Raw genomic sequence first — 16,647 nt, 5'->3', positions numbered from 1 at the left:
ACCTGACAGTGCAGCGGCGGTAGAGGCAGACAGGCGATCGATCAGAGCGGGAATGTCAGGCCCGGCTGTCGCGCTGTCGGATGCAGATTCAGTTCCACACCAGCACCTCTGCAGGCGTCGGGTTCCAGCCGTTGCAGGGATTATTGAGCTGGGGACAGTTCGAGATCAGCACCATCACGTCACACGCCGCGATCAGATCAACATATTTGCCAGGGGCTGACAGTCCATCTTCAAAGGTCAGCCCCCCTTCCGGCGTCACCGGAACGTTCATAAAAAAGTTGATATTGGCGCCGATATCGCGCTTGTGGAGGCGGCCATCATGCAGGCAGGCGCAGAGAAAGTTATCCCGGCAGCTATGCATGTAGCGCTTATCGTGGGCATAGCGCACCGTGTTGCTCTCCTGGGAGCAGGCCCCGCCCAGGGTGTCGTGGCGTCCGCAGGTATCGGCAATCAGGGTCAGCAGCGGATTACCGAGATTGGAGTAGAGCACGCTGCCAGTGGTCAGATAGACCTTTCCCTGACGACGCAGGGTGCGCTGGGGATCGTAACGCTCGCGGGGGTTATCGGCGCGATAGAACAGGGTATCGATCGCCTGGTTACCTTCGAGGTCGAGCAGCCGCAGCCGCTGCCCTTTTTTGACCTCGAACAGACAGGGCTCCCCGGCCGGGATCACATGACGCCAGACTGCCGTTTCAGGATGATAATCAGGGGTAATCGCTGTCATCACAGCCTCCTTACAGGGAAAAGTGTTGGGTGTTTTGCATGGCGCGCTGATTTTCATCGCGGGTGAAAATGACGTCGCTGAGGGCCTGACCCGCATCGGCCTGATACCAGTTCAGCTGAATCGGGCGCGGCAGATACTCAGTGGCGGGATCCTGAGGGTGAGGCAGCGCGGTCAGGACGATCAGCACGTCCATCGGCGCATACAGCTCAACGAAATCGCCGGGCCGACTGTTGCCTGAAATGAAGGCAAAGCGCCCCGCCTCATCCACCGTGACTTTGCTGAAAAAGTTCACCACCATCAGCAGGTCTTGCAGGCCGAGATCCCATTTACCCATCTCCACCAGCAGGTTATCGACGCCGTTACGGTAGAAACCGTTGCGCAGTTCCTGATAGCGTCCGCTGCCGTACTTGTCGTGCGTCTCTTCGGCGTTAAGGACGCCGCCGAACGGGTCATGCCAGCCGCAGCTGTCCGCCACGATAGCCGCCAGGACGCGACCCATATCAGAGTAAAAACAGTGGCCGGTGGTCAGCCGCGCGGTGTGCTGACCCTTGAGGGTGTCGGGCAGGTTCAGCCGTTCACTTTTTTCGTGCGGATTGAGCATCATGGCGCTGACGTTAGCCCCGCCGTCGATATCGGTCAGGCGCAGGATCCCGCCCTTACGCAGGATCAGCGAGGTATGCGCGCCGCCAGGAAGCTGCTCTTCGCGCAGGCTGGGGCCGGAGTGAAAAAGTGCCGTCATTGAGCGTTCTCCTTTAAGGGGTAAATGTTGTCTTTGCGGCCGGTCGCCAGCTGGGACAGCCGCGTTTCGTTGAGCGGAATGTCATAGGTGATACGCGCCCCCCACGCATTGGGTGCCTGGGGATCGAGGCGCACCTTGTCAAAAACCAGCAGCCGGGTGCCCAGGTTGAACCCTTCGGCAAGGTCGTGCGTGACCATAAAGACGTTCATGCGGGTTTCGCTCCAGAGCTGAAGCAGCAGGGCGTGCATATCTTTGCGGATGCCAGGGTCAAGTGCGCCAAAGGGCTCATCCAGCAGCAGCACCCGTGGCTGCATGACAAACGCCTGGGCAATCGCCAGCCGCTGCTGCATCCCGCCCGACAGCTGCGCCGGATATTTGTCGAGCGCATGGCTCAGCCCCACTCGCTCCAGCATCTCTCTGGCCTGCTGACGCGCCTGACGTTTTCGGGCGCCCAGCAGCCGGCCCCACAGCGGTGACGCCGGGAGTTCCAGACCGATGGTGACGTTATCCAGCACGTTGAGATGAGGAAAAACCGAGTAGCGCTGAAAGACCACGCCGCGACTGCGATCGGGCTCCGCCGGCAGCGGCTCACCATCGAGCGTGATGGTGCCGCGCGTTGGTCGCTCCTGACCGAGCAGCAGTCGTAAGAAGGTCGATTTTCCGCAGCCGGAGGCGCCCACCAGCGAGCAGAACTCCCCTTCCCTGACCTGCAGATTGATGCGCTCCAGCACCACGTGATCGCCATATTCCTGCCAGATGTTTTTGATATCGATAAAACTCATTCCCGGCCTCCTTCCGCCCACGGGAAACAGGCTTTGTGCAGCTGACGCAGCGCCAGATCCATCAGCCAGGCCAGCAGGGTTATCCAGATGACATAAGGAATGATGACGTCCATCGCCATGTAGCGGCGGACGAGGAAGATGCGGTAACCCAGCCCGGCGGTGGCAGAGATGGCTTCGGCGGAGATCAGGAACAGCCACGCCGAACCCAGCAGCAGGCGCAGCGAGGTAATGAGTCGCGACAGCAGCTGGGGCAGCACCACCCGCAACACCACCGTCCAGCTGTTCGCGCCCAGCGTCTGGGCTTTGATGAAAAGCTCGATCGGGATCTCCCGAGCCCGCTGTTCCAGGTCGCGGGCCAGCATCGGGGTGATGCCGATGACGATGAGCATCACTTTTGACAGCTCATCCAGCCCGAAGACGATAAACAGCATCGGCAGCAGCGCCAGCGGCGGGATCATCGACACGACGGTCATAAACGGCGACAGCGCTGCGCGGGTCATGGGAAATACCCCGGCGGCTATACCGATGCCCAGGCCGATCAGCGCAGAGATCATCAGGCCCGTCAGCAGACGGGTGAGACTGATCAGCGTATCCGCCCACAGCAGAAACTCACCGCTGCGTTTATCGGGCGTGAACGCCATCCGGTCAACAGCAGCGATCATCTGCGACAGACCGGGCAGCAGTTTATCCTGCGGGTTTGCTTCCAGCCGCACCGCCGAGCTGATAAACCAGGCGGCGATCAGCAAGACAAACGGCAACAGCATCAGCGTCAGGCGCATTCCCTGTCGGGGATAACGGTTAATGTGGCGCATGGCGTAAGCTCCTCAGCCCGGAAGTCAGAGCTGGCCTGCCGCGGCCATCTTCAGATAGCTGTCGTCAAAGCGCAGTCTGATGTTGGCTTTGTCGCCGAGGGTCTGGTTGCCGGGAAAGGCCATACCGATGAAGTCAGCGCTTTGCGCACCCTCGCCGAGCAGCCCCTTATCAAAAGAGAACGCGGCCACGCGCTGCATGGTTTTTGCCAGGTCGGGCGAAGCGACAAAGGCTTCTGTATCGGCAGGGGTCCAGAAGAGATGGGTGGTTTTGAGCTGTGCCTGATAACCGGCGAGGTCAGTGCCGGAATCCGCGGCCATCGCACTCAGCGCCTGGGTATCGCCCGCCTGCATTTTTGCCATCATCTCAAACCACGCACCGGTCAGCGCTTTGCCCAGTGCGGGGTTATCGTGGAGGGTTTCTGTGTTCACGACCATCATATCGATCAGCTCGCCCGGCACGGCGGAGGAGCTGAACACTTCTGTGGTCTGCGGACTCTTTTTGATGACGGAAAGCTGTGGGTTCCAGGCCACTGCGGCTTTGACACCGCTGGTGCCGAAGGCGGAGACGATATCGGCATCGGAGGTGTTCACGACCTTAACATCCTTCTCCTGCAGTCCGGCCTTTTCCAGACCGCGCACCAGCAGATAGTGCGATACGGACAGCGCGGGCAGATAAACCGACATGCCTTTCAGGTCGCTGAGTTTTTTATTCACGCCTTTCAGAACGATGCCGTCGTTACCCTCGGAGTAGCTGCCGGTGATCAGCGCCGTGGAATCGACGCCGCCCGCGGCGGGAATGGTCAGGGCATCCATATTTGTCATGGTGCAGCCGTCGAACTGCCCTGCGGTGTACTGGTTGATCGATTCGATATAGTCATTCAGCTGGACGATATTGATTTTAATGCCATATTTGCTGGCCCACTTATCGATGATTTTTTCATTAGCGATCGTGCCCCAGGGCATCCAGCCCGCATAGATGGTCCAGCAGACGTTGAACTCTTTTTTAACTGCGGCGAAAGAGGGCACACTGGCCAGCAGTGCCAGGGAGAGAATGAGCGTGCGGAGAAGGGAAAATGTCTTCATGGTTGACCTCTGGTTGGCACAAAAAAACGGGAGCAGCGCAAGACACCAGATGGTGCCGCTGTCTCCCGGGCTTTTGTCCCGCCGTGTAACCTCGCAGAGGTCGCCAGCTCTCGGACCAGACATTCACCTGCGTGAACCGGAACCCTAGCCAGCTATTCAGTATCAGTTGTGTAGTGCGCTGCTTACTGAACGGGTTATTGCAATTGGCGTACCAGAATTTAAATTCTATTTAATCATGCACTTATAAAGGCTGTAAAACGACAGGCCCCGTGATGGTGAGTCAGCAGCGTGCGTTGCACATAATCAGTGCCGGGATTCACTCCTCTTCACGATGCCATTTCTGAGCGCAGGTGAACTCAGCTGTGACGCGCCTCGCCTGTCGCTAAAACAGCGGTTTCAGGATGTGGATATGCAGGCTCTGGCGAATCGCTTATCAGGGAAGTGAATAGCGGCGGCGCTGCGGGCGGGATGAATAACGGCAGCGCGCTGCACTGCCGTTTTTGCAAGAGTGTCAGAACTCTTCGGGTTCCCCCGGCAGTGGCTCGGTCAGCGCCTGTCCTTTGACACCGGCATAGGTAATCACCAGTTCGGCGGGCTCCTCCAGCGTGTAGCCACGGTGCGCACTGTTGACCGTCTCATTCAGCGCTTCTCCGGCGTGGAAGGTACGCTGCTCCCCGCTCGCTTTGTCTTCCACAATCAGGGTGCCTGAAAGGATAAACGCCGCATTCGGCATCGGATGCGTGTGCCACGGCAATGACGTATGGGCAGGCAGTGACAGGCGCATTACGGTCAGTTCCGGCTCGCCGTGCGGATAGGATTCAATGACCTCTCCGTTCCAGGCCTCCCCGCTGCGCATGACTTCAACCGCTTCGATCCCGTTCTCTTCATCTTTTGACATCAGTATTCCCTGTTAACAATCAATGCAATGCTGCGAACCGCAGGCTTTAAGCGTAGAAGAGAATGCGCGTACTGGCTGAGGGGATGTTGACCGGATGAGTGCGCCACAGGAATAAAACCGCCCGGACGGCCGTGAATGACATCGGTTAATTCACGGGCATAAGCCGCCATCCTGATGAATTAATGAACAATATCCGGTATGTGGTTATAAGATATATCCCTCCGTCAGTTCGCAACCTGACATTTCTGTATTATCTTTGAAGCCATCAATTCTCTGAGGGATTTCTGATAATGAAAGGTTTGTTTGCCGCATTACTGGCCAGTTCTGTTTTATTATTATCCGCCTGCTCTAAAGATGACGATAACAAAGTCAAAGTGGCGATTAATACCGGGCCGGACGAAGCGATCTGGCAGGTGGTGAAACAGGTTGCAAAAGATAAATATCAGCTCGATGTCGAAGTGCTGAACTTCAATGACTATGTACTGCCGAACGAAGCGCTGAATAACAAGGAAGTTGACGCCAACGCTTTCCAGAGCCTGCCTTATCTGGAAGATCAGTCTAAAGAGCGCGGCTATAAATTTGCGGTAGTTGGCAAGACGTTCGTCTTCCCGATTGCTGCCTATTCGCACAAAATCAAGAACATCAGTGAGCTGCAGAATGGTGCGACAGTGACCATCTCTAACGAAGCTACCACCCTGGGACGCAGCCTGCTGCTGCTGCAGGCGCAGGGCCTGATTAAGCTGAAAGAGGGTGTGGGTTATTTACCCACCTCACTGGATATCATCGAAAATCCTAAAAACCTGAAACTGGTTGAAGTGGATACGCCGCAGCTGACCCGCACGCTGGATGATCCGAACGTGGCGTTCTCGATCATTAATACGAACTTCTCGGCTCAGGCGGGATTATCCGCTCACCGCGATGGTTTATTTATGGAGAGCGCCTCTTCGCCTTACGTCAATGCCCTGGTTTCACGCGAAGACAATAAAGACAGCGATAAAATTCAGAAGCTGAAAGCGGCGCTGCAGTCGCCTGAAGTCGCGGCTAAAGCGGAAGAAGTTTATAAAGGCGATGCAATTAAAGGCTGGTAATCGCCCGCAACGCATCCCTGGGATCAGGAAAATCAAAAAAGGCCGCATTCCGATGCGGCCTTTTTTATGTCAGCACAGTATGAGCGGATGCCTGCGCCTTACCCTCTGCCAGTCACGCCGCGCCAGCCCGCCAGGCCAGAGGCACCGCTACGCAGCGGCCCCTTTTGGCTGAGCGGAAAGATGCGCTGCCCACAGGCTGGCCACCCATTTCACCCCTTTTGCGGTAAAACGCGCCTGTGAGAAGGCGTGCTGGTTTTCGCCGGTGCCGGTGTGCAGCGTAAAGTAGCCGGCCTGCAGATGGTAATGCTGCGGCGTCAGGGTACCTTTGGCGCGGTACATGATATTGCGCTCCAGCAGAAACTGACGAAACTCCGGCTCTTTCGCTTTCAGCATTTTGCAGAGCTGACGAAAGCCCAGCGAGTCATCCACCTGAACGAAGTTATCAAAGAAGGCGGCCTTAGGCGCGGAGAGAGCCAGCTGCTGCTCCGCCGCCTGCCGCTGTTCAAACTGTTCAGCCCAGGCACGTGCAGCCTCAGCCGGGTTGGTAAAGTCCGGCAGATGGGTGGTTCTTTCCCGGTCCTGCCAGCGATCCAGCACTTCGGCCGTAAAGCCTGGCGACAGGCGTGCCACGGCCAGCAGGGAGTCACGCTTGCTCAGGCGGTACTCCTGACGCACCTCCCCTTCGCGCTCATAGTCATTCACTTTGAGCGGCTGAGAAAGACGCTGAGCCGTTTCCAGACTTTTGATTAACCGCTTCACTTCTCCATGTGTAATACCGGTCATCTGAGCCAGCTCACGGCTGCTCATTGTGACCGATTGTTCCAGAGATTTGAGGCTTTCAGTCGAAATCATCATGGGTTCACCCCTCGCTAACGCTACCAATACCCGGCGGGCAGTCCATTTATTATACAAAATACTGTTCAGATATCCAGTATTTTATTTAAGCAGTTTCATAACCGGAAGCTGTTACGCAAACCGGGCGGTGAAAGGGATTTTGCGGGCAGGATCAGGCGTCTGAACGGCTCTGGCGGTTGTCTGACAGGGTTTAATGCCCGCAAAGAGAGGAAAGGTTATTCACACATAATGACAATGGTGGACACAGGCTGTTTACATTACAGTATAGTGATGAGAGTCAGCAGGTTACCGGCCTGTCCGGCTTAACGTTTCATCCGGGGTTCAGGGACGTCATCGCGCTCATTACCACGGGATATTACCTTTTACTGGAGTAAGTCATGCAGCCGTTGAAAGTCGCCTTTATTAAAGCTAACTGGCATAGCGAAATCGTTTCTCAGGTTCTGACCGGATTCGAACAGGAGCTGGAGAGCCGGGGAACCTCCTGTGAGATCAAAACCTGGGATGTGCCAGGCGCCTTTGAGATGCCGCTGCTGGCACAGCGTCTGGCGCAGACCGGCAACTTTGATGCGATTGTCTGCGCAGCGCTGGTCGTGGATGGCGGCATCTATCGCCATGACTTTGTGGCTCAGGCGGTGGTGAGTGGTCTGATGCAGGCCCAGCTGGCCACCAACGTGCCGGTCTTCTCGGTCTCCCTGACGCCGCATAACTTCCAGCCTTCGGCGGAGTTTATCGACTTCTACACCCAGCACTTCGTGAAAAAAGGTCAGGAAGCGGCCCGTGCCGTCTGCCAGATCCACGCGCTTGAACTTTAATATGGCCGTAACTCAGCCCGGCTAGCGATAACATCCGGGCCTTTGCGCCATTAAGGAGAAACATTGGAAACTTCACGTCCGCCCTTACCCCCTTTTACCCGGCCTGAAGAGGCGGCAGAGAAAGTGCGTCTGGCTGAGGATGGCTGGAACAGCCGCGATGCCGGACGGGTAGCCCTGGCCTATTCTGTGGACAGCCAGTGGCGCAACCGCGATACCTTCCTGACCGGCCGCAGTGAGATCATCGCCTTTCTGGAGCAAAAATGGCAGCGGGAGCAGCAGTACCGGCTGATTAAGGAATTGTGGAGTTTCGATCAAAACCGGATAGCGGTGCGCTTTGCCTATGAATGGCACGATGAGCGGCGGCAGTGGTATCGCTCTTACGGCAATGAGAACTGGGCGTTTGATGAGCAGGGTCTGATGAAGCAGCGCTTTGCCAGCATCAACGATCTGAAAATCAGCGAAGCGCAGCGGCTTTTCCACTGGCCGCAGGGACGCCGGCCTGACGATCACCCTTCCCTGAGTGAACTCGGCTTATAACCGCGGCGCGTTCAGCGGAGAGCGTTGCTCTCCGCTGTGCTCTGCTCAGCCCTGCTCGTCCTTGTTCTCGACAAAGGTGGCTTTGTTACGGGTGACCGTATAGGCCACTTTCTTGACGTCCTGAGGTGACGTGGTCACTTCCACCGGTGCTATGGTGACACGCCCCATCCCGAACAGCGTCGGTACATAACCGCCAATCTGGTGTTTTCCGGCCGGAACGTGCAGCAGCATGCTTTCGCCATTCGGTAATTTACCGGCATCTTTGCCATCTACCGTCAGGAAGACGCTTGAACCATCATCGGCACGGGTTTTAATGTGTGAGACATCAATCTGCGTCGGACCCGCAGCAAATTCATCTGGCGTATCGCTGGGCGTCTGTTTCGCACAGCCGGTTAATAACGCAGCAACCGTCAACGCGGCGAAGGTAAAACGATAAGGCATTGGGCACTCTTTCTCCTGATCATCAGAACCCCATATTTTAGTCGTTTGCCTGGCAGATAAAAGAGGAGGAGAGATCGGTATCCTCTTAAAAAAGTTAAAATATCCCTGGTTTGCCCGGTATAGTTGCGTAAAGAATTTTTACTGAATAAATAAACAGTCTTTTTTTTCACGAGCCGCAGATATTTTAACCTGCTGATCAGCCTCAATTTACCCGGCTGCTCACGACGAATAAGCGCAGCGTCACGCCGCGGGGACGCTGTTTTTCCTCCGGAGCCCCCCTGTTCATTAGCGGTTATCAGGTTCATAGTAGACGTTCATCCCCGGTTAACCCCGGCGGCCATTCCCTCAACAGAGGGCACGATATGCTTTTTCATACAACGGAAACGGTCTGTGCAATAACCGGCACGCATCCTGCGAACCTGAAGCGCTGGGTGAAGCAGGGGTTACTGACGCCCAGACAACACGCTGAACACTGGAGTGACGCACAGCTCAGTGAAATCCGCACGCTGGTTGACTTAACTGCCACGGGCGCGACGCCCGAGGAGATCAGACAGGGTCAGCAGACCGCCACCTCGATCATGACCCACGGCTGGGCGGCGCGTAAAGGTGACATGCTCTGGCAGCTTGAGTTCGGGACACCCCTGTCGCTTTCGCGTCAGATGAACAATATGTCCGGTAACTACAGCGGGGATGACTTCATTATTAATCTGCTGCGCCCTCTGAGTGTCTGGCTTCACGCAGACCGGCGTCAGGGGGCCACACGCCGTCTTGCCCGGTTTGAAAAAACGGTGCAGCTGCAGGCTGACCTGATGATGCGTGACGCGGCGCGAAACCACGCCTCTGTTCCGCTGTTTCTGGAAGCCGTGAGCGTCCTGGACAAAACCGAAATCTGGCTGGAAGCCATTCGTCTGACCGCGATGGGTTTTACTGTCGAGGTGGATGCCAGTGCCAGCGGACAACCGGCGTTTAACACCGGACGCCATGCGCATCATGTCATGTGGTGTGGTGCCGGCATCAGTCAGGTGATGCAGGACTATTTCAGACAGCAGAGTCAGCAGGGGCATCCCGTCATGCTCAGTGGTCCTGATTGCCGTCTTAGCCTTGCTCAATCAACCGCCTCAAGCGCTGCCTGACAGCAGGCAGCCTTTCCCCCTCTCCGCTTTTTCCGCGCCAGTGAATATTTTTTTCTGTTAAGAACCGCTTAAGGCGGCTTCGTATACTGTTGTCTCCACCTCCTGACTCACAGATGAGAAGACAATGAAAAAGACCTTACTGGCCCTCAGCCTTTGCCTGCTGCCCCTGACCTTCACGGCGGCGCATGCCGACTCTGCGTTAACCGGTTGTGCAGCAAAAAAGCAGGAGATTGAGACGCAGCTCTCCTTTGCCCGACAGCACAATAATTCTCACCAGATTGCCGGGCTGGAAAAAGCGCGGCGTGAGGTTGAAGAGCACTGCACCGAAAGCGGCCTGCTGAAGCAACGTCAGGAAAAAGTGGCCGAAAAGCGCAGCAAGGTTCAGGAGCGCGAACAGGAACTGGCTCAGGCGAAAGCCGAAGAACGCAGTGCCAGCAAAATCCGCAAGCGTGAAGAGAAGCTTGCTGAGGCGCGTCAGGATCTGAAGGAAGCGGAACAGGCGCTGACTCACTAATCTGATAAGGCCAGCCAGCAGCGCTGGCCTCTTATTTTTTAATTTTTCCCGTCTGTTTTCTAACCTGCTGAATAATCACCGCTATTCACCTTTTATCCATTACTTAATGTAATCGGTTGATTACTTATTCTCATGCACTTAATTGGTGCAATAAAGTCAATATCGCGTCGATCAATTCTTTAACTTTTTGAACGCCTTCAAAGAATTGAAAGATAGCGAGTTTTCTCACGCTATGCACAAAATACGCACTTCACGCGCATCATTATTCGCCTTGTGCGGGGTGTAATCAGCAAACTATTCACTTTGTCTGCCCCAGAATGGGGCATAACCCGGTCGGGAACGGGCGCCTGCCACATCTTATTTGTTTCAGGAGTGTTAGATTATGACGGCGCAAAACAGTACGCGCGTCATCCACGGCTCCACACAATAAATAACTTCATTAAGAAAGGTTTTTTATGGATAAGTTATCTTATGCGTCTGAAAGCAGCACATCTGCCTGGTCAACCTACCTGCAGCAAATCGACCGGGTGGCGCCCTATCTGGGCGATCTTTCACGTTGGATAGATACTTTACGTCATCCCAAGCGGGCACTGATTGTCGACATTCCCCTGCAGATGGATGATGGCTCAATTCGCCATTTTGAAGGGTATCGCGTTCAGCACAACCTTTCACGCGGTCCCGGCAAAGGGGGCATTCGCTATCATCCGGATGTCGACCTTAACGAAGTCATGGCGCTTTCCGCCTGGATGACCATCAAGTGTGCGGCCGTCAACCTGCCCTACGGTGGCGCAAAAGGGGGCATCCGCGTCGATCCTTTTAAACTTTCTGAGGGCGAGCTGGAGCGTCTGACACGCCGGTATACCAGTGAGATTGGCATCATCATCGGGCCGCAGAAAGATATCCCGGCTCCGGATGTCGGCACCAACGGTAAAGTGATGGCGTGGATGATGGACACCTACTCCATGAACCTCGGCACCACCGTCACCGGCGTCGTCACCGGTAAACCCATTCATCTGGGTGGCTCGCTGGGCCGTGAGAAAGCCACCGGCCGCGGGGTGTTTATCACCGGACGCGAAGTGGCGCGTCGCGCAGACATTGAAATTGAAGGTGCCCGCGTGGCGGTTCAGGGGTTTGGTAATGTCGGCAGTGAAGCGGCCCGACTGTTTGACGAGGCGGGCGCGCGCGTGGTGGTGATTCAGGATCACACGGCCACCCTGTTCAATGCCGACGGTATCGACATGGCAGCCCTGACGGAATGGCAGATTGCGCACAAGCAGATCGCCGGTTTCCCGGGCGCGCAGAGCATTGAGAAAGAGGCGTTCTGGACGACGGAGATGGACATTCTGATCCCGGCGGCGCTGGAAGGTCAGATTACCCGTGAGCGTGCTGAGGTGCTGAGCTGCAAAATCGTGCTGGAAGGCGCGAACGGCCCCACCTACCCTGACGCCGACGACATGCTCGCTTCGCGCGGCATTATCGTGGTACCGGATGTGGTCTGCAATGCGGGCGGCGTAACCGTCAGCTACTTTGAATGGGTGCAGGACATGGCCAGCTTCTTCTGGAGTGAAGATGAGATCAATCGTCGCTCAGACAAGATCATGACAGAAGCGATGGTTCACGTCTGGGACAAGTCGAAAGAAAAAGCGTGCTCGCTGCGCACCGCGGCCTACATTGTGGCATGTGAGCGTATCCTGATGGCGCGTAAAGATCGCGGGATCTATCCGGGCTGATCCCGGTGGCGCTGTTGTCTGCAACAGCGCCATTTCCTCTCTACTTCATCAGCACCTGAAACTGCGGGTTAAACTCATCGAAGATGGGCAGCGCGGCGGCACCCAGCGCGGCGGTATCGCTGCCGGTCATGCCGGTCTTCAGTCGCATCGCATTCAGATAGCGTCCGCGCACCGACTGATAGAGCGGCGGTAACTGTGCGACCATCTGCTCCAGCAACGGCGCGGGCATCATCCCGCCGATAATCACCGCTTCTGCATCAAACACCGACTCCAGAATATTGATTGCCTGGCGCAGTGGCGTCTTTATGCTTTCAATCCAGGCACTGAAACGCGCAGGATCAATCTGCAGCAGGTCGTCAGGCAGCGCCCGCATCGGATCGAGGCCGCAGAACTCATAGGCCGCCTGTAACGAGACATAACGCTCAAGACAGCCCTGATTGCCGCAGTAGCAGTCGCGCCCGCCCGGCTCGACCACGATGTGGCCGATCTCCCCCGCGTTATGGGCATGGCCGGTATAGATATGGCCATCGGTAAAGATCCCCGCGCCCAGGCCGGTGCCGATATAGAGATAGATAAAGGAGTTAAGCTGACGGGCGATGCCATGAAACCGTTCACCAATGGCGGCCACGGTGGCGTCATTCTCCAGCGTCACCGGCAGGCCACTGATCGCGCCAAGTTCAGCTTCGATATCGACCTGCTCCCAGCCGTTCAGGGTGGTCGGCCCCACCGATGAGATGCCCTCTACGCCAAACGGTCCCGGCATCACCACGCCTATGCCTAATACCTTCTGCCACTGCGCGCCGAGAAAGGCCCGCATCTCCGTCAGCACGTCAGCAATGCACGCCAGGGTGGCAGCAGGCTGGGGTTTCTGCACCAGCAGGAGGCGGCGGAAGTGGACTTCGCCGCTGAGATCGACCAGAACCAGCAGCAGGGTCTGGTGATCGAGGTGAATCCCGATCGACCAGGCACTGGTCGGATTCAGCGTGACCGGAATGGAGGGCTGACCACGCCCGCTGCGGCGAGGCTGGCGGCTGGTCAGCAGTTCAGCCTGCTCCAGCTCTGCCACGATGTTGGAGACGGTCTGCGGCGTCAGCGCCGTCAGCCGTGCCAGTTCGGCACGGGTCAGCTCGCCATGCAGACGAATCGCTTCAATCACCACACGGCGGTTATGCGCCCGCGCATGTTCAAGGTTGGTGCCCGAGGTTCTCATGTTGTTTTCCCTTACAGCGCGACCTCACAGTATTGGTATGCGGAGGAATGGAGGCAAACAATATCTTTGATCGTGTACGCAATTTCTGCGGTTCAGGATAGGCAAGGCGGCGATAAAAGCGCAGGCTGGGCGCCAGCGTTGTTACGACGTTGTTAATGTTACCGCGCTTTACTGGCACGTCCTTTGCTTAATTCCTGACAGGTCAGCCTGCCCGCTGACCATTACGTCCCTGATTAAATCAATCAAATTGATTTAATTAACCGACAGCCTGTTGCTGCATAGTGGAGAAGACCATGTCACAGCGTTATACCCCCCGACTCAAAGCCGGCTTTGCCGCCTTACTGATGTTAAGCGCAGGCAGCGCCGCGGCGGCCACGCAGATTAATGCCCTGTTTATGACGCAGGCCGCCTATAGCGAAAATGATATCCGCGCCATGACGCAGAACTTTCAGAAAGCGCATCCGGATGTCAGCGTCAATCTGGAGTTTGTTCCCTATGAAGCCCTGCATGACAAGATCGTGGCGGCGCGCGGTGCGGGCGGCAATGGTTATGACGTGGTGCTGTTCGATGCCATCTGGCCGGCAGAATTCAGCCGTTTCGATCTGCTGCAGGATGTCTCATCACGCATTACACCCGACGAAAAAGAGAAGGTTTTCCCGGGTGCGATGAACACGGTGATCTTCAAAGGCAAAACGCTCGGCATGCCGTGGATCCTCGACACCAAGTACCTCTATTACAACAAAGCGATGCTGGCGAAAGCGGGCATTACGACGCTGCCAGAGACCTGGCAGCAGGTACTGGATGATGCGAAAATCATTAAAGAGAAAAAGATCGTCACCTATCCGCTCGTCTGGAGCTGGTCTCAGGCGGAAGCGCTGGTGTGCGATTACACCACGCTGGTCTCCGGCTTTGGCGGCCAGTTCTATCAGAACGGCAAGCTCAACTTCTCCAGCCCGGCCTCTCTGAAGGCGCTGGCGCTGATGAAAAGCTCACTCGATCAGGGGCTGAGCAATCCGGCGTCGCGTGAATATCTGGAAGAGGATGTGCGTAAATCGTTCTCCAATGGCGATGCGGCGTTCGCGCTGAACTGGACCTACATGTACAACATGGCCAACGATCCCAAGCAGAGCAAAGTGGCGGGTGAGGTGGGCATCATGCCTGCGCCGGGGGATGCACCGGGCAAAGTGGGTGCGGTCAACGGCTCAATGGGGCTGGGTATCACCAAAGGCAGCAGCCATGCGGATGAAGCGTGGCAGTACATCCGCTATATGACCTCTCAGCCGGTGCAGAATCAGTATGCGAAACTCAGCCTGCCGATCTGGAAATCGTCTTATCAGGATGAGGCGGTGAAAAAAGGTCAGGAGAGTCTGATCGCCGCGGCGGATAAATCGCTTAACGTGATGCTGTCCCGTCCTGAGACGGCCGACTACTCACGCCTGTCGAACCAGCTCCAGCAGCAGTTGCAGCAGGTGTTACTGGGCAAAACGTCGGCCCAGGATGCGATGGCGACGGTCGATAAAAGCGCCGCCCGGCTGCGTTAGGGAGTGATGATGCTGAGTCTGCGTCAACGCGAACAGCGTCAGGCATGGGTGCTGCTGGCACCCATGCTGCTGGTGATGCTGCTGCTGACCGCCTGGCCCCTGGTGCGCACAATCTGGCTCAGCTTTACCGATGCTGCGCTGATTGGCAGCGGGGAAACGCCAGGCTGGGTCGGGCTGGAAAACTACCTCTATGCGCTGAGCGATCCCGATTTCCGGGCTTCGATCTGGCGTACCCTCTATTTCACCGTGGTTTCTGTGGTCTGTGAAGGGATCATCGGCGTGCTGGTGGCGCTGCTGCTGAATCAGCGATTCCACGGACGCAACGTGCTGCGGGTGCTGGTGATCCTGCCGTGGGCGCTGCCCACGATTGTCAACGCCATGATGTGGCGGCTGAACTTCAACCCCGACTACGGCAGCATCAACGCCCTGCTCACCCAGCTGGGCATTATTGACGGCTATCGCAGCTGGCTGGGGTCTCCGGATGCCGCGCTGAATGCGGTGATGTTTGCAGACATCTGGAAAAACTATCCGCTGGTGACCCTGCTGGTGCTGGCTGCGCTGCAGTCGATCCCCGACGATCTGTTTGAGGCGGCGCGACTGGATGGGGCCTCCGCCTGGCGTCGTTTCCGGGCGATCACCTTCCCGGCGATTGTCGCGCCGCTGGGCGTGGCGCTGGTGTTGCGCACCATCGATGCCTTTAAAATTTTTGACATCATCTATGTGATGACGCGCGGCGGGCCGGTGGACAGCACCAAAACCCTGAGCTTCTTCGTCTATCAGGAGTCGTTCAGCTACCTGCGTGCGGGCAGCGGCGCTGCCTACGCGATCCTGATGACCCTGATGTGCGCCCTGCTGATCACGCTCTATCTGCTGATGTTATGGCATCAGCGCCGCCGGAGTTCCGCCTATGAAAACTAAACTGCGCCAGGGGCTGCGTTACGGGGCTGCGCTGCTGGTCGCCCTCAGCATTCTCGCCCCGATGGGCTGGCTGTTTCTGATGAGCGTCAGTTCCGCCAGCGATCTCTCACGGGTGCCGTTAGAATGGCTGCCGCGCCAGTGGGATTTCAGCCGCTATCAGGGGCTGATTTCGCTGGCACCTGGCCAGCCGGGCGCGATTTTCCTGCATGCGCTGGGAAACAGCCTGCTGGTCGCGTCGGTCGCCACGGCGATCTCCCTGCTGCTGGCGATCCCGGCGGCGTTCAGCTTCTCACGCTACAGCGGTCGCGATGCCTGGCTTTCCGGCGCTCTGGCGATCTATATGGTGCCGCCCGTGGCCTTTGTACTGCCGCTCTACTTCCTGCTGCAACAGCTGGGGCTGCTCAACACCCGTCCCGGTCTGGTGATGGTCTACTGTTCGCTGATCCTGCCGTTTCTGACCTGGATGCTGAAGAATCAGTTCGACGCCCTGCCCCGTGATATCGAACAGGCAGCCCGGCTGGATGGCCTGCGCTTCTGGCAGGTTCTGCTGCGCATCACGCTGCCGCTGGCAAAACCGGTGCTGGGTGCCGCTGCCCTGTTTGGCTGGCTGCTCGCCTGGGATGAGTTTTTTTACGCGCTGCTGTTCACCAGCAATCTGTCGGCCCAGACCCTGCCGGTCGCCATTGCCGGTTTTACCGCCGGACGGGCGACGGATGACGGGCTGATCGCCGCCATTGGCATTCTGGCATCGGTACCGCCTCTGTTTATCGCCATCTGGCTGCAGAAAACGCTGGTCAGTGGTCTCACCAGCGGGGGAAGTAAGGGATAAC

General features: G+C 57.1%; 18 protein-coding genes and 1 riboswitch. Of the genes, 9 read left to right on the top strand and 9 right to left on the bottom strand.

From position 1 onward, the window contains the following. Positions 1–88 precede the first annotated feature (88 nt). The 6 genes from AC6I7A_RS20630 to AC6I7A_RS20605 form a co-directional block, all read right to left on the bottom strand. Positions 89–724, bottom strand: coding sequence for an urea amidolyase associated protein UAAP2 (locus AC6I7A_RS20630; protein ID WP_058958082.1), 636 nt, complete (start codon positions 722–724; stop codon positions 89–91). Between the two features lie 10 nt (positions 725–734). Next, positions 735–1,463 carry an urea amidolyase associated protein UAAP1 gene (locus tag AC6I7A_RS20625; RefSeq protein WP_058958081.1) on the bottom strand — a complete coding sequence of 243 codons (729 nt, stop codon included), beginning with the start codon at positions 1,461–1,463 and terminating at the stop codon, positions 735–737. After that, positions 1,460–2,245, bottom strand: a complete 786-nt coding sequence (locus AC6I7A_RS20620; RefSeq protein ID WP_058958080.1) for an ABC transporter ATP-binding protein — start codon at positions 2,243–2,245, stop codon at positions 1,460–1,462. The genes AC6I7A_RS20625 and AC6I7A_RS20620 overlap by 4 nt, the downstream gene beginning before the upstream one ends. After that, complete coding sequence (locus tag AC6I7A_RS20615) at positions 2,242–3,057, bottom strand: ABC transporter permease (RefSeq protein ID WP_009092975.1); 816 nt, start codon at positions 3,055–3,057, stop codon at positions 2,242–2,244. Before AC6I7A_RS20615 ends, AC6I7A_RS20620 begins: the two co-directional genes overlap by 4 nt. 24 nt (positions 3,058–3,081) lie before the next feature. After that, the gene (locus tag AC6I7A_RS20610) at positions 3,082–4,140 is read right to left on the bottom strand and encodes a putative urea ABC transporter substrate-binding protein (RefSeq protein WP_058958079.1); all 1,059 of its coding nucleotides are present in this window, start codon (positions 4,138–4,140) and stop codon (positions 3,082–3,084) included. Between the two features lie 60 nt (positions 4,141–4,200). Further along, a riboswitch (guanidine-I (ykkC/yxkD leader) is annotated at positions 4,201–4,299 on the bottom strand. A gap of 352 nt (positions 4,300–4,651) precedes the next feature. Continuing rightward, a complete protein-coding gene (locus AC6I7A_RS20605) occupies positions 4,652–5,038 on the bottom strand; it encodes a cupin domain-containing protein (RefSeq protein WP_058958078.1) in 387 nt (128 codons plus the stop codon). Positions 5,039–5,328: 290 nt separating this feature from the next. On the opposite strand from AC6I7A_RS20605, the gene AC6I7A_RS20600 reads away from it, so the two are divergent. Next, positions 5,329–6,126 (top strand): MetQ/NlpA family ABC transporter substrate-binding protein, encoded by a 798-nt coding sequence (locus AC6I7A_RS20600; RefSeq protein ID WP_009092972.1) that lies wholly within the window; start codon positions 5,329–5,331, stop codon positions 6,124–6,126. A gap of 147 nt (positions 6,127–6,273) precedes the next feature. Here the strand turns inward: AC6I7A_RS20600 and AC6I7A_RS20595 are convergent, their stop codons facing one another. Continuing rightward, positions 6,274–6,981, bottom strand: a complete 708-nt coding sequence (locus tag AC6I7A_RS20595) for a phage antirepressor KilAC domain-containing protein (protein ID WP_009092970.1) — start codon at positions 6,979–6,981, stop codon at positions 6,274–6,276. Positions 6,982–7,358: 377 nt separating this feature from the next. Between AC6I7A_RS20595 and AC6I7A_RS20590 the strand changes: the two genes are divergently transcribed. Together AC6I7A_RS20590 and AC6I7A_RS20585 are read left to right on the top strand one after the other, a co-directional pair. Next, positions 7,359–7,793 (top strand): 6,7-dimethyl-8-ribityllumazine synthase, encoded by a 435-nt coding sequence (locus AC6I7A_RS20590; protein ID WP_058958077.1) that lies wholly within the window; start codon positions 7,359–7,361, stop codon positions 7,791–7,793. Between the two features lie 63 nt (positions 7,794–7,856). Then, positions 7,857–8,330 (top strand): nuclear transport factor 2 family protein, encoded by a 474-nt coding sequence (locus tag AC6I7A_RS20585; protein WP_009092968.1) that lies wholly within the window; start codon positions 7,857–7,859, stop codon positions 8,328–8,330. A gap of 45 nt (positions 8,331–8,375) precedes the next feature. Here the strand turns inward: AC6I7A_RS20585 and AC6I7A_RS20580 are convergent, their stop codons facing one another. Continuing rightward, a complete protein-coding gene (locus AC6I7A_RS20580) occupies positions 8,376–8,771 on the bottom strand; it encodes a hypothetical protein (protein ID WP_046102667.1) in 396 nt (131 codons plus the stop codon). 362 nt (positions 8,772–9,133) lie between these two features. Between AC6I7A_RS20580 and AC6I7A_RS20575 the strand changes: the two genes are divergently transcribed. The 3 genes from AC6I7A_RS20575 to AC6I7A_RS20565 all read left to right on the top strand — a co-directional run bounded on the left by AC6I7A_RS20575 (position 9,134) and on the right by AC6I7A_RS20565 (position 12,148). Beyond that, positions 9,134–9,904 (top strand): MerR family transcriptional regulator, encoded by a 771-nt coding sequence (locus AC6I7A_RS20575; protein WP_058958076.1) that lies wholly within the window; start codon positions 9,134–9,136, stop codon positions 9,902–9,904. A gap of 124 nt (positions 9,905–10,028) precedes the next feature. Continuing rightward, positions 10,029–10,418: a DUF1090 domain-containing protein gene (locus AC6I7A_RS20570; RefSeq protein ID WP_009092965.1), complete on the top strand. Its 390-nt coding sequence runs from the start codon at positions 10,029–10,031 to the stop codon at positions 10,416–10,418. Between the two features lie 455 nt (positions 10,419–10,873). Beyond that, on the top strand, positions 10,874–12,148 hold the full coding sequence (locus AC6I7A_RS20565) for a Glu/Leu/Phe/Val family dehydrogenase (RefSeq protein WP_009092964.1): 1,275 nt from the start codon (positions 10,874–10,876) through the stop codon (positions 12,146–12,148). Positions 12,149–12,188: 40 nt separating this feature from the next. Here the strand turns inward: AC6I7A_RS20565 and AC6I7A_RS20560 are convergent, their stop codons facing one another. Further along, positions 12,189–13,358 carry an ROK family transcriptional regulator gene (locus AC6I7A_RS20560; protein WP_009092963.1) on the bottom strand — a complete coding sequence of 390 codons (1,170 nt, stop codon included), beginning with the start codon at positions 13,356–13,358 and terminating at the stop codon, positions 12,189–12,191. A gap of 293 nt (positions 13,359–13,651) precedes the next feature. Here AC6I7A_RS20560 and AC6I7A_RS20555 point away from each other — a divergent pair, with 293 nt between their 5' ends. The 3 genes from AC6I7A_RS20555 to AC6I7A_RS20545 are packed head-to-tail and all read left to right on the top strand — an operon-like array spanning position 13,652 to position 16,646. Further along, positions 13,652–14,899: an extracellular solute-binding protein gene (locus AC6I7A_RS20555; protein WP_058958075.1), complete on the top strand. Its 1,248-nt coding sequence runs from the start codon at positions 13,652–13,654 to the stop codon at positions 14,897–14,899. Between the two features lie 9 nt (positions 14,900–14,908). Beyond that, the gene (locus tag AC6I7A_RS20550) at positions 14,909–15,817 is read left to right on the top strand and encodes a carbohydrate ABC transporter permease (protein WP_058958074.1); all 909 of its coding nucleotides are present in this window, start codon (positions 14,909–14,911) and stop codon (positions 15,815–15,817) included. Then, on the top strand, positions 15,807–16,646 hold the full coding sequence (locus AC6I7A_RS20545; RefSeq protein ID WP_046102671.1) for a carbohydrate ABC transporter permease: 840 nt from the start codon (positions 15,807–15,809) through the stop codon (positions 16,644–16,646). The genes AC6I7A_RS20550 and AC6I7A_RS20545 overlap by 11 nt, the downstream gene beginning before the upstream one ends. The last annotated feature ends 1 nt before the right edge of the window (position 16,647 follow it).

Source organism: Type-F symbiont of Plautia stali, from assembly GCF_059731105.1.
Note: the sequence above shows the minus strand (reverse complement) of the source record. Positions and strands in the feature narration are given on the sequence as shown.

Bases quoted from the DNA above. Each gene is read 5' to 3' on its own strand.
- AC6I7A_RS20630 (WP_058958082.1), bottom strand. From the start codon at position 724: ATGACAGCGATTACCCCTGATTATCATCCTGAAACGGCAGTCTGGCGT.
- AC6I7A_RS20625 (WP_058958081.1), bottom strand. From the start codon at position 1,463: ATGACGGCACTTTTTCACTCCGGCCCCAGCCTGCGCGAAGAGCAGCTT.
- AC6I7A_RS20620 (WP_058958080.1), bottom strand. From the start codon at position 2,245: ATGAGTTTTATCGATATCAAAAACATCTGGCAGGAATATGGCGATCAC.
- AC6I7A_RS20615 (WP_009092975.1), bottom strand. From the start codon at position 3,057: ATGCGCCACATTAACCGTTATCCCCGACAGGGAATGCGCCTGACGCTG.
- AC6I7A_RS20610 (WP_058958079.1), bottom strand. From the start codon at position 4,140: ATGAAGACATTTTCCCTTCTCCGCACGCTCATTCTCTCCCTGGCACTG.
- AC6I7A_RS20605 (WP_058958078.1), bottom strand. From the start codon at position 5,038: ATGTCAAAAGATGAAGAGAACGGGATCGAAGCGGTTGAAGTCATGCGC.
- AC6I7A_RS20600 (WP_009092972.1), top strand. From the start codon at position 5,329: ATGAAAGGTTTGTTTGCCGCATTACTGGCCAGTTCTGTTTTATTATTA.
- AC6I7A_RS20595 (WP_009092970.1), bottom strand. From the start codon at position 6,981: ATGATGATTTCGACTGAAAGCCTCAAATCTCTGGAACAATCGGTCACA.
- AC6I7A_RS20590 (WP_058958077.1), top strand. From the start codon at position 7,359: ATGCAGCCGTTGAAAGTCGCCTTTATTAAAGCTAACTGGCATAGCGAA.
- AC6I7A_RS20580 (WP_046102667.1), bottom strand. From the start codon at position 8,771: ATGCCTTATCGTTTTACCTTCGCCGCGTTGACGGTTGCTGCGTTATTA.
- AC6I7A_RS20575 (WP_058958076.1), top strand. From the start codon at position 9,134: ATGCTTTTTCATACAACGGAAACGGTCTGTGCAATAACCGGCACGCAT.
- AC6I7A_RS20570 (WP_009092965.1), top strand. From the start codon at position 10,029: ATGAAAAAGACCTTACTGGCCCTCAGCCTTTGCCTGCTGCCCCTGACC.
- AC6I7A_RS20565 (WP_009092964.1), top strand. From the start codon at position 10,874: ATGGATAAGTTATCTTATGCGTCTGAAAGCAGCACATCTGCCTGGTCA.
- AC6I7A_RS20560 (WP_009092963.1), bottom strand. From the start codon at position 13,358: ATGAGAACCTCGGGCACCAACCTTGAACATGCGCGGGCGCATAACCGC.
- AC6I7A_RS20555 (WP_058958075.1), top strand. From the start codon at position 13,652: ATGTCACAGCGTTATACCCCCCGACTCAAAGCCGGCTTTGCCGCCTTA.
- AC6I7A_RS20550 (WP_058958074.1), top strand. From the start codon at position 14,909: ATGCTGAGTCTGCGTCAACGCGAACAGCGTCAGGCATGGGTGCTGCTG.
- AC6I7A_RS20545 (WP_046102671.1), top strand. From the start codon at position 15,807: ATGAAAACTAAACTGCGCCAGGGGCTGCGTTACGGGGCTGCGCTGCTG.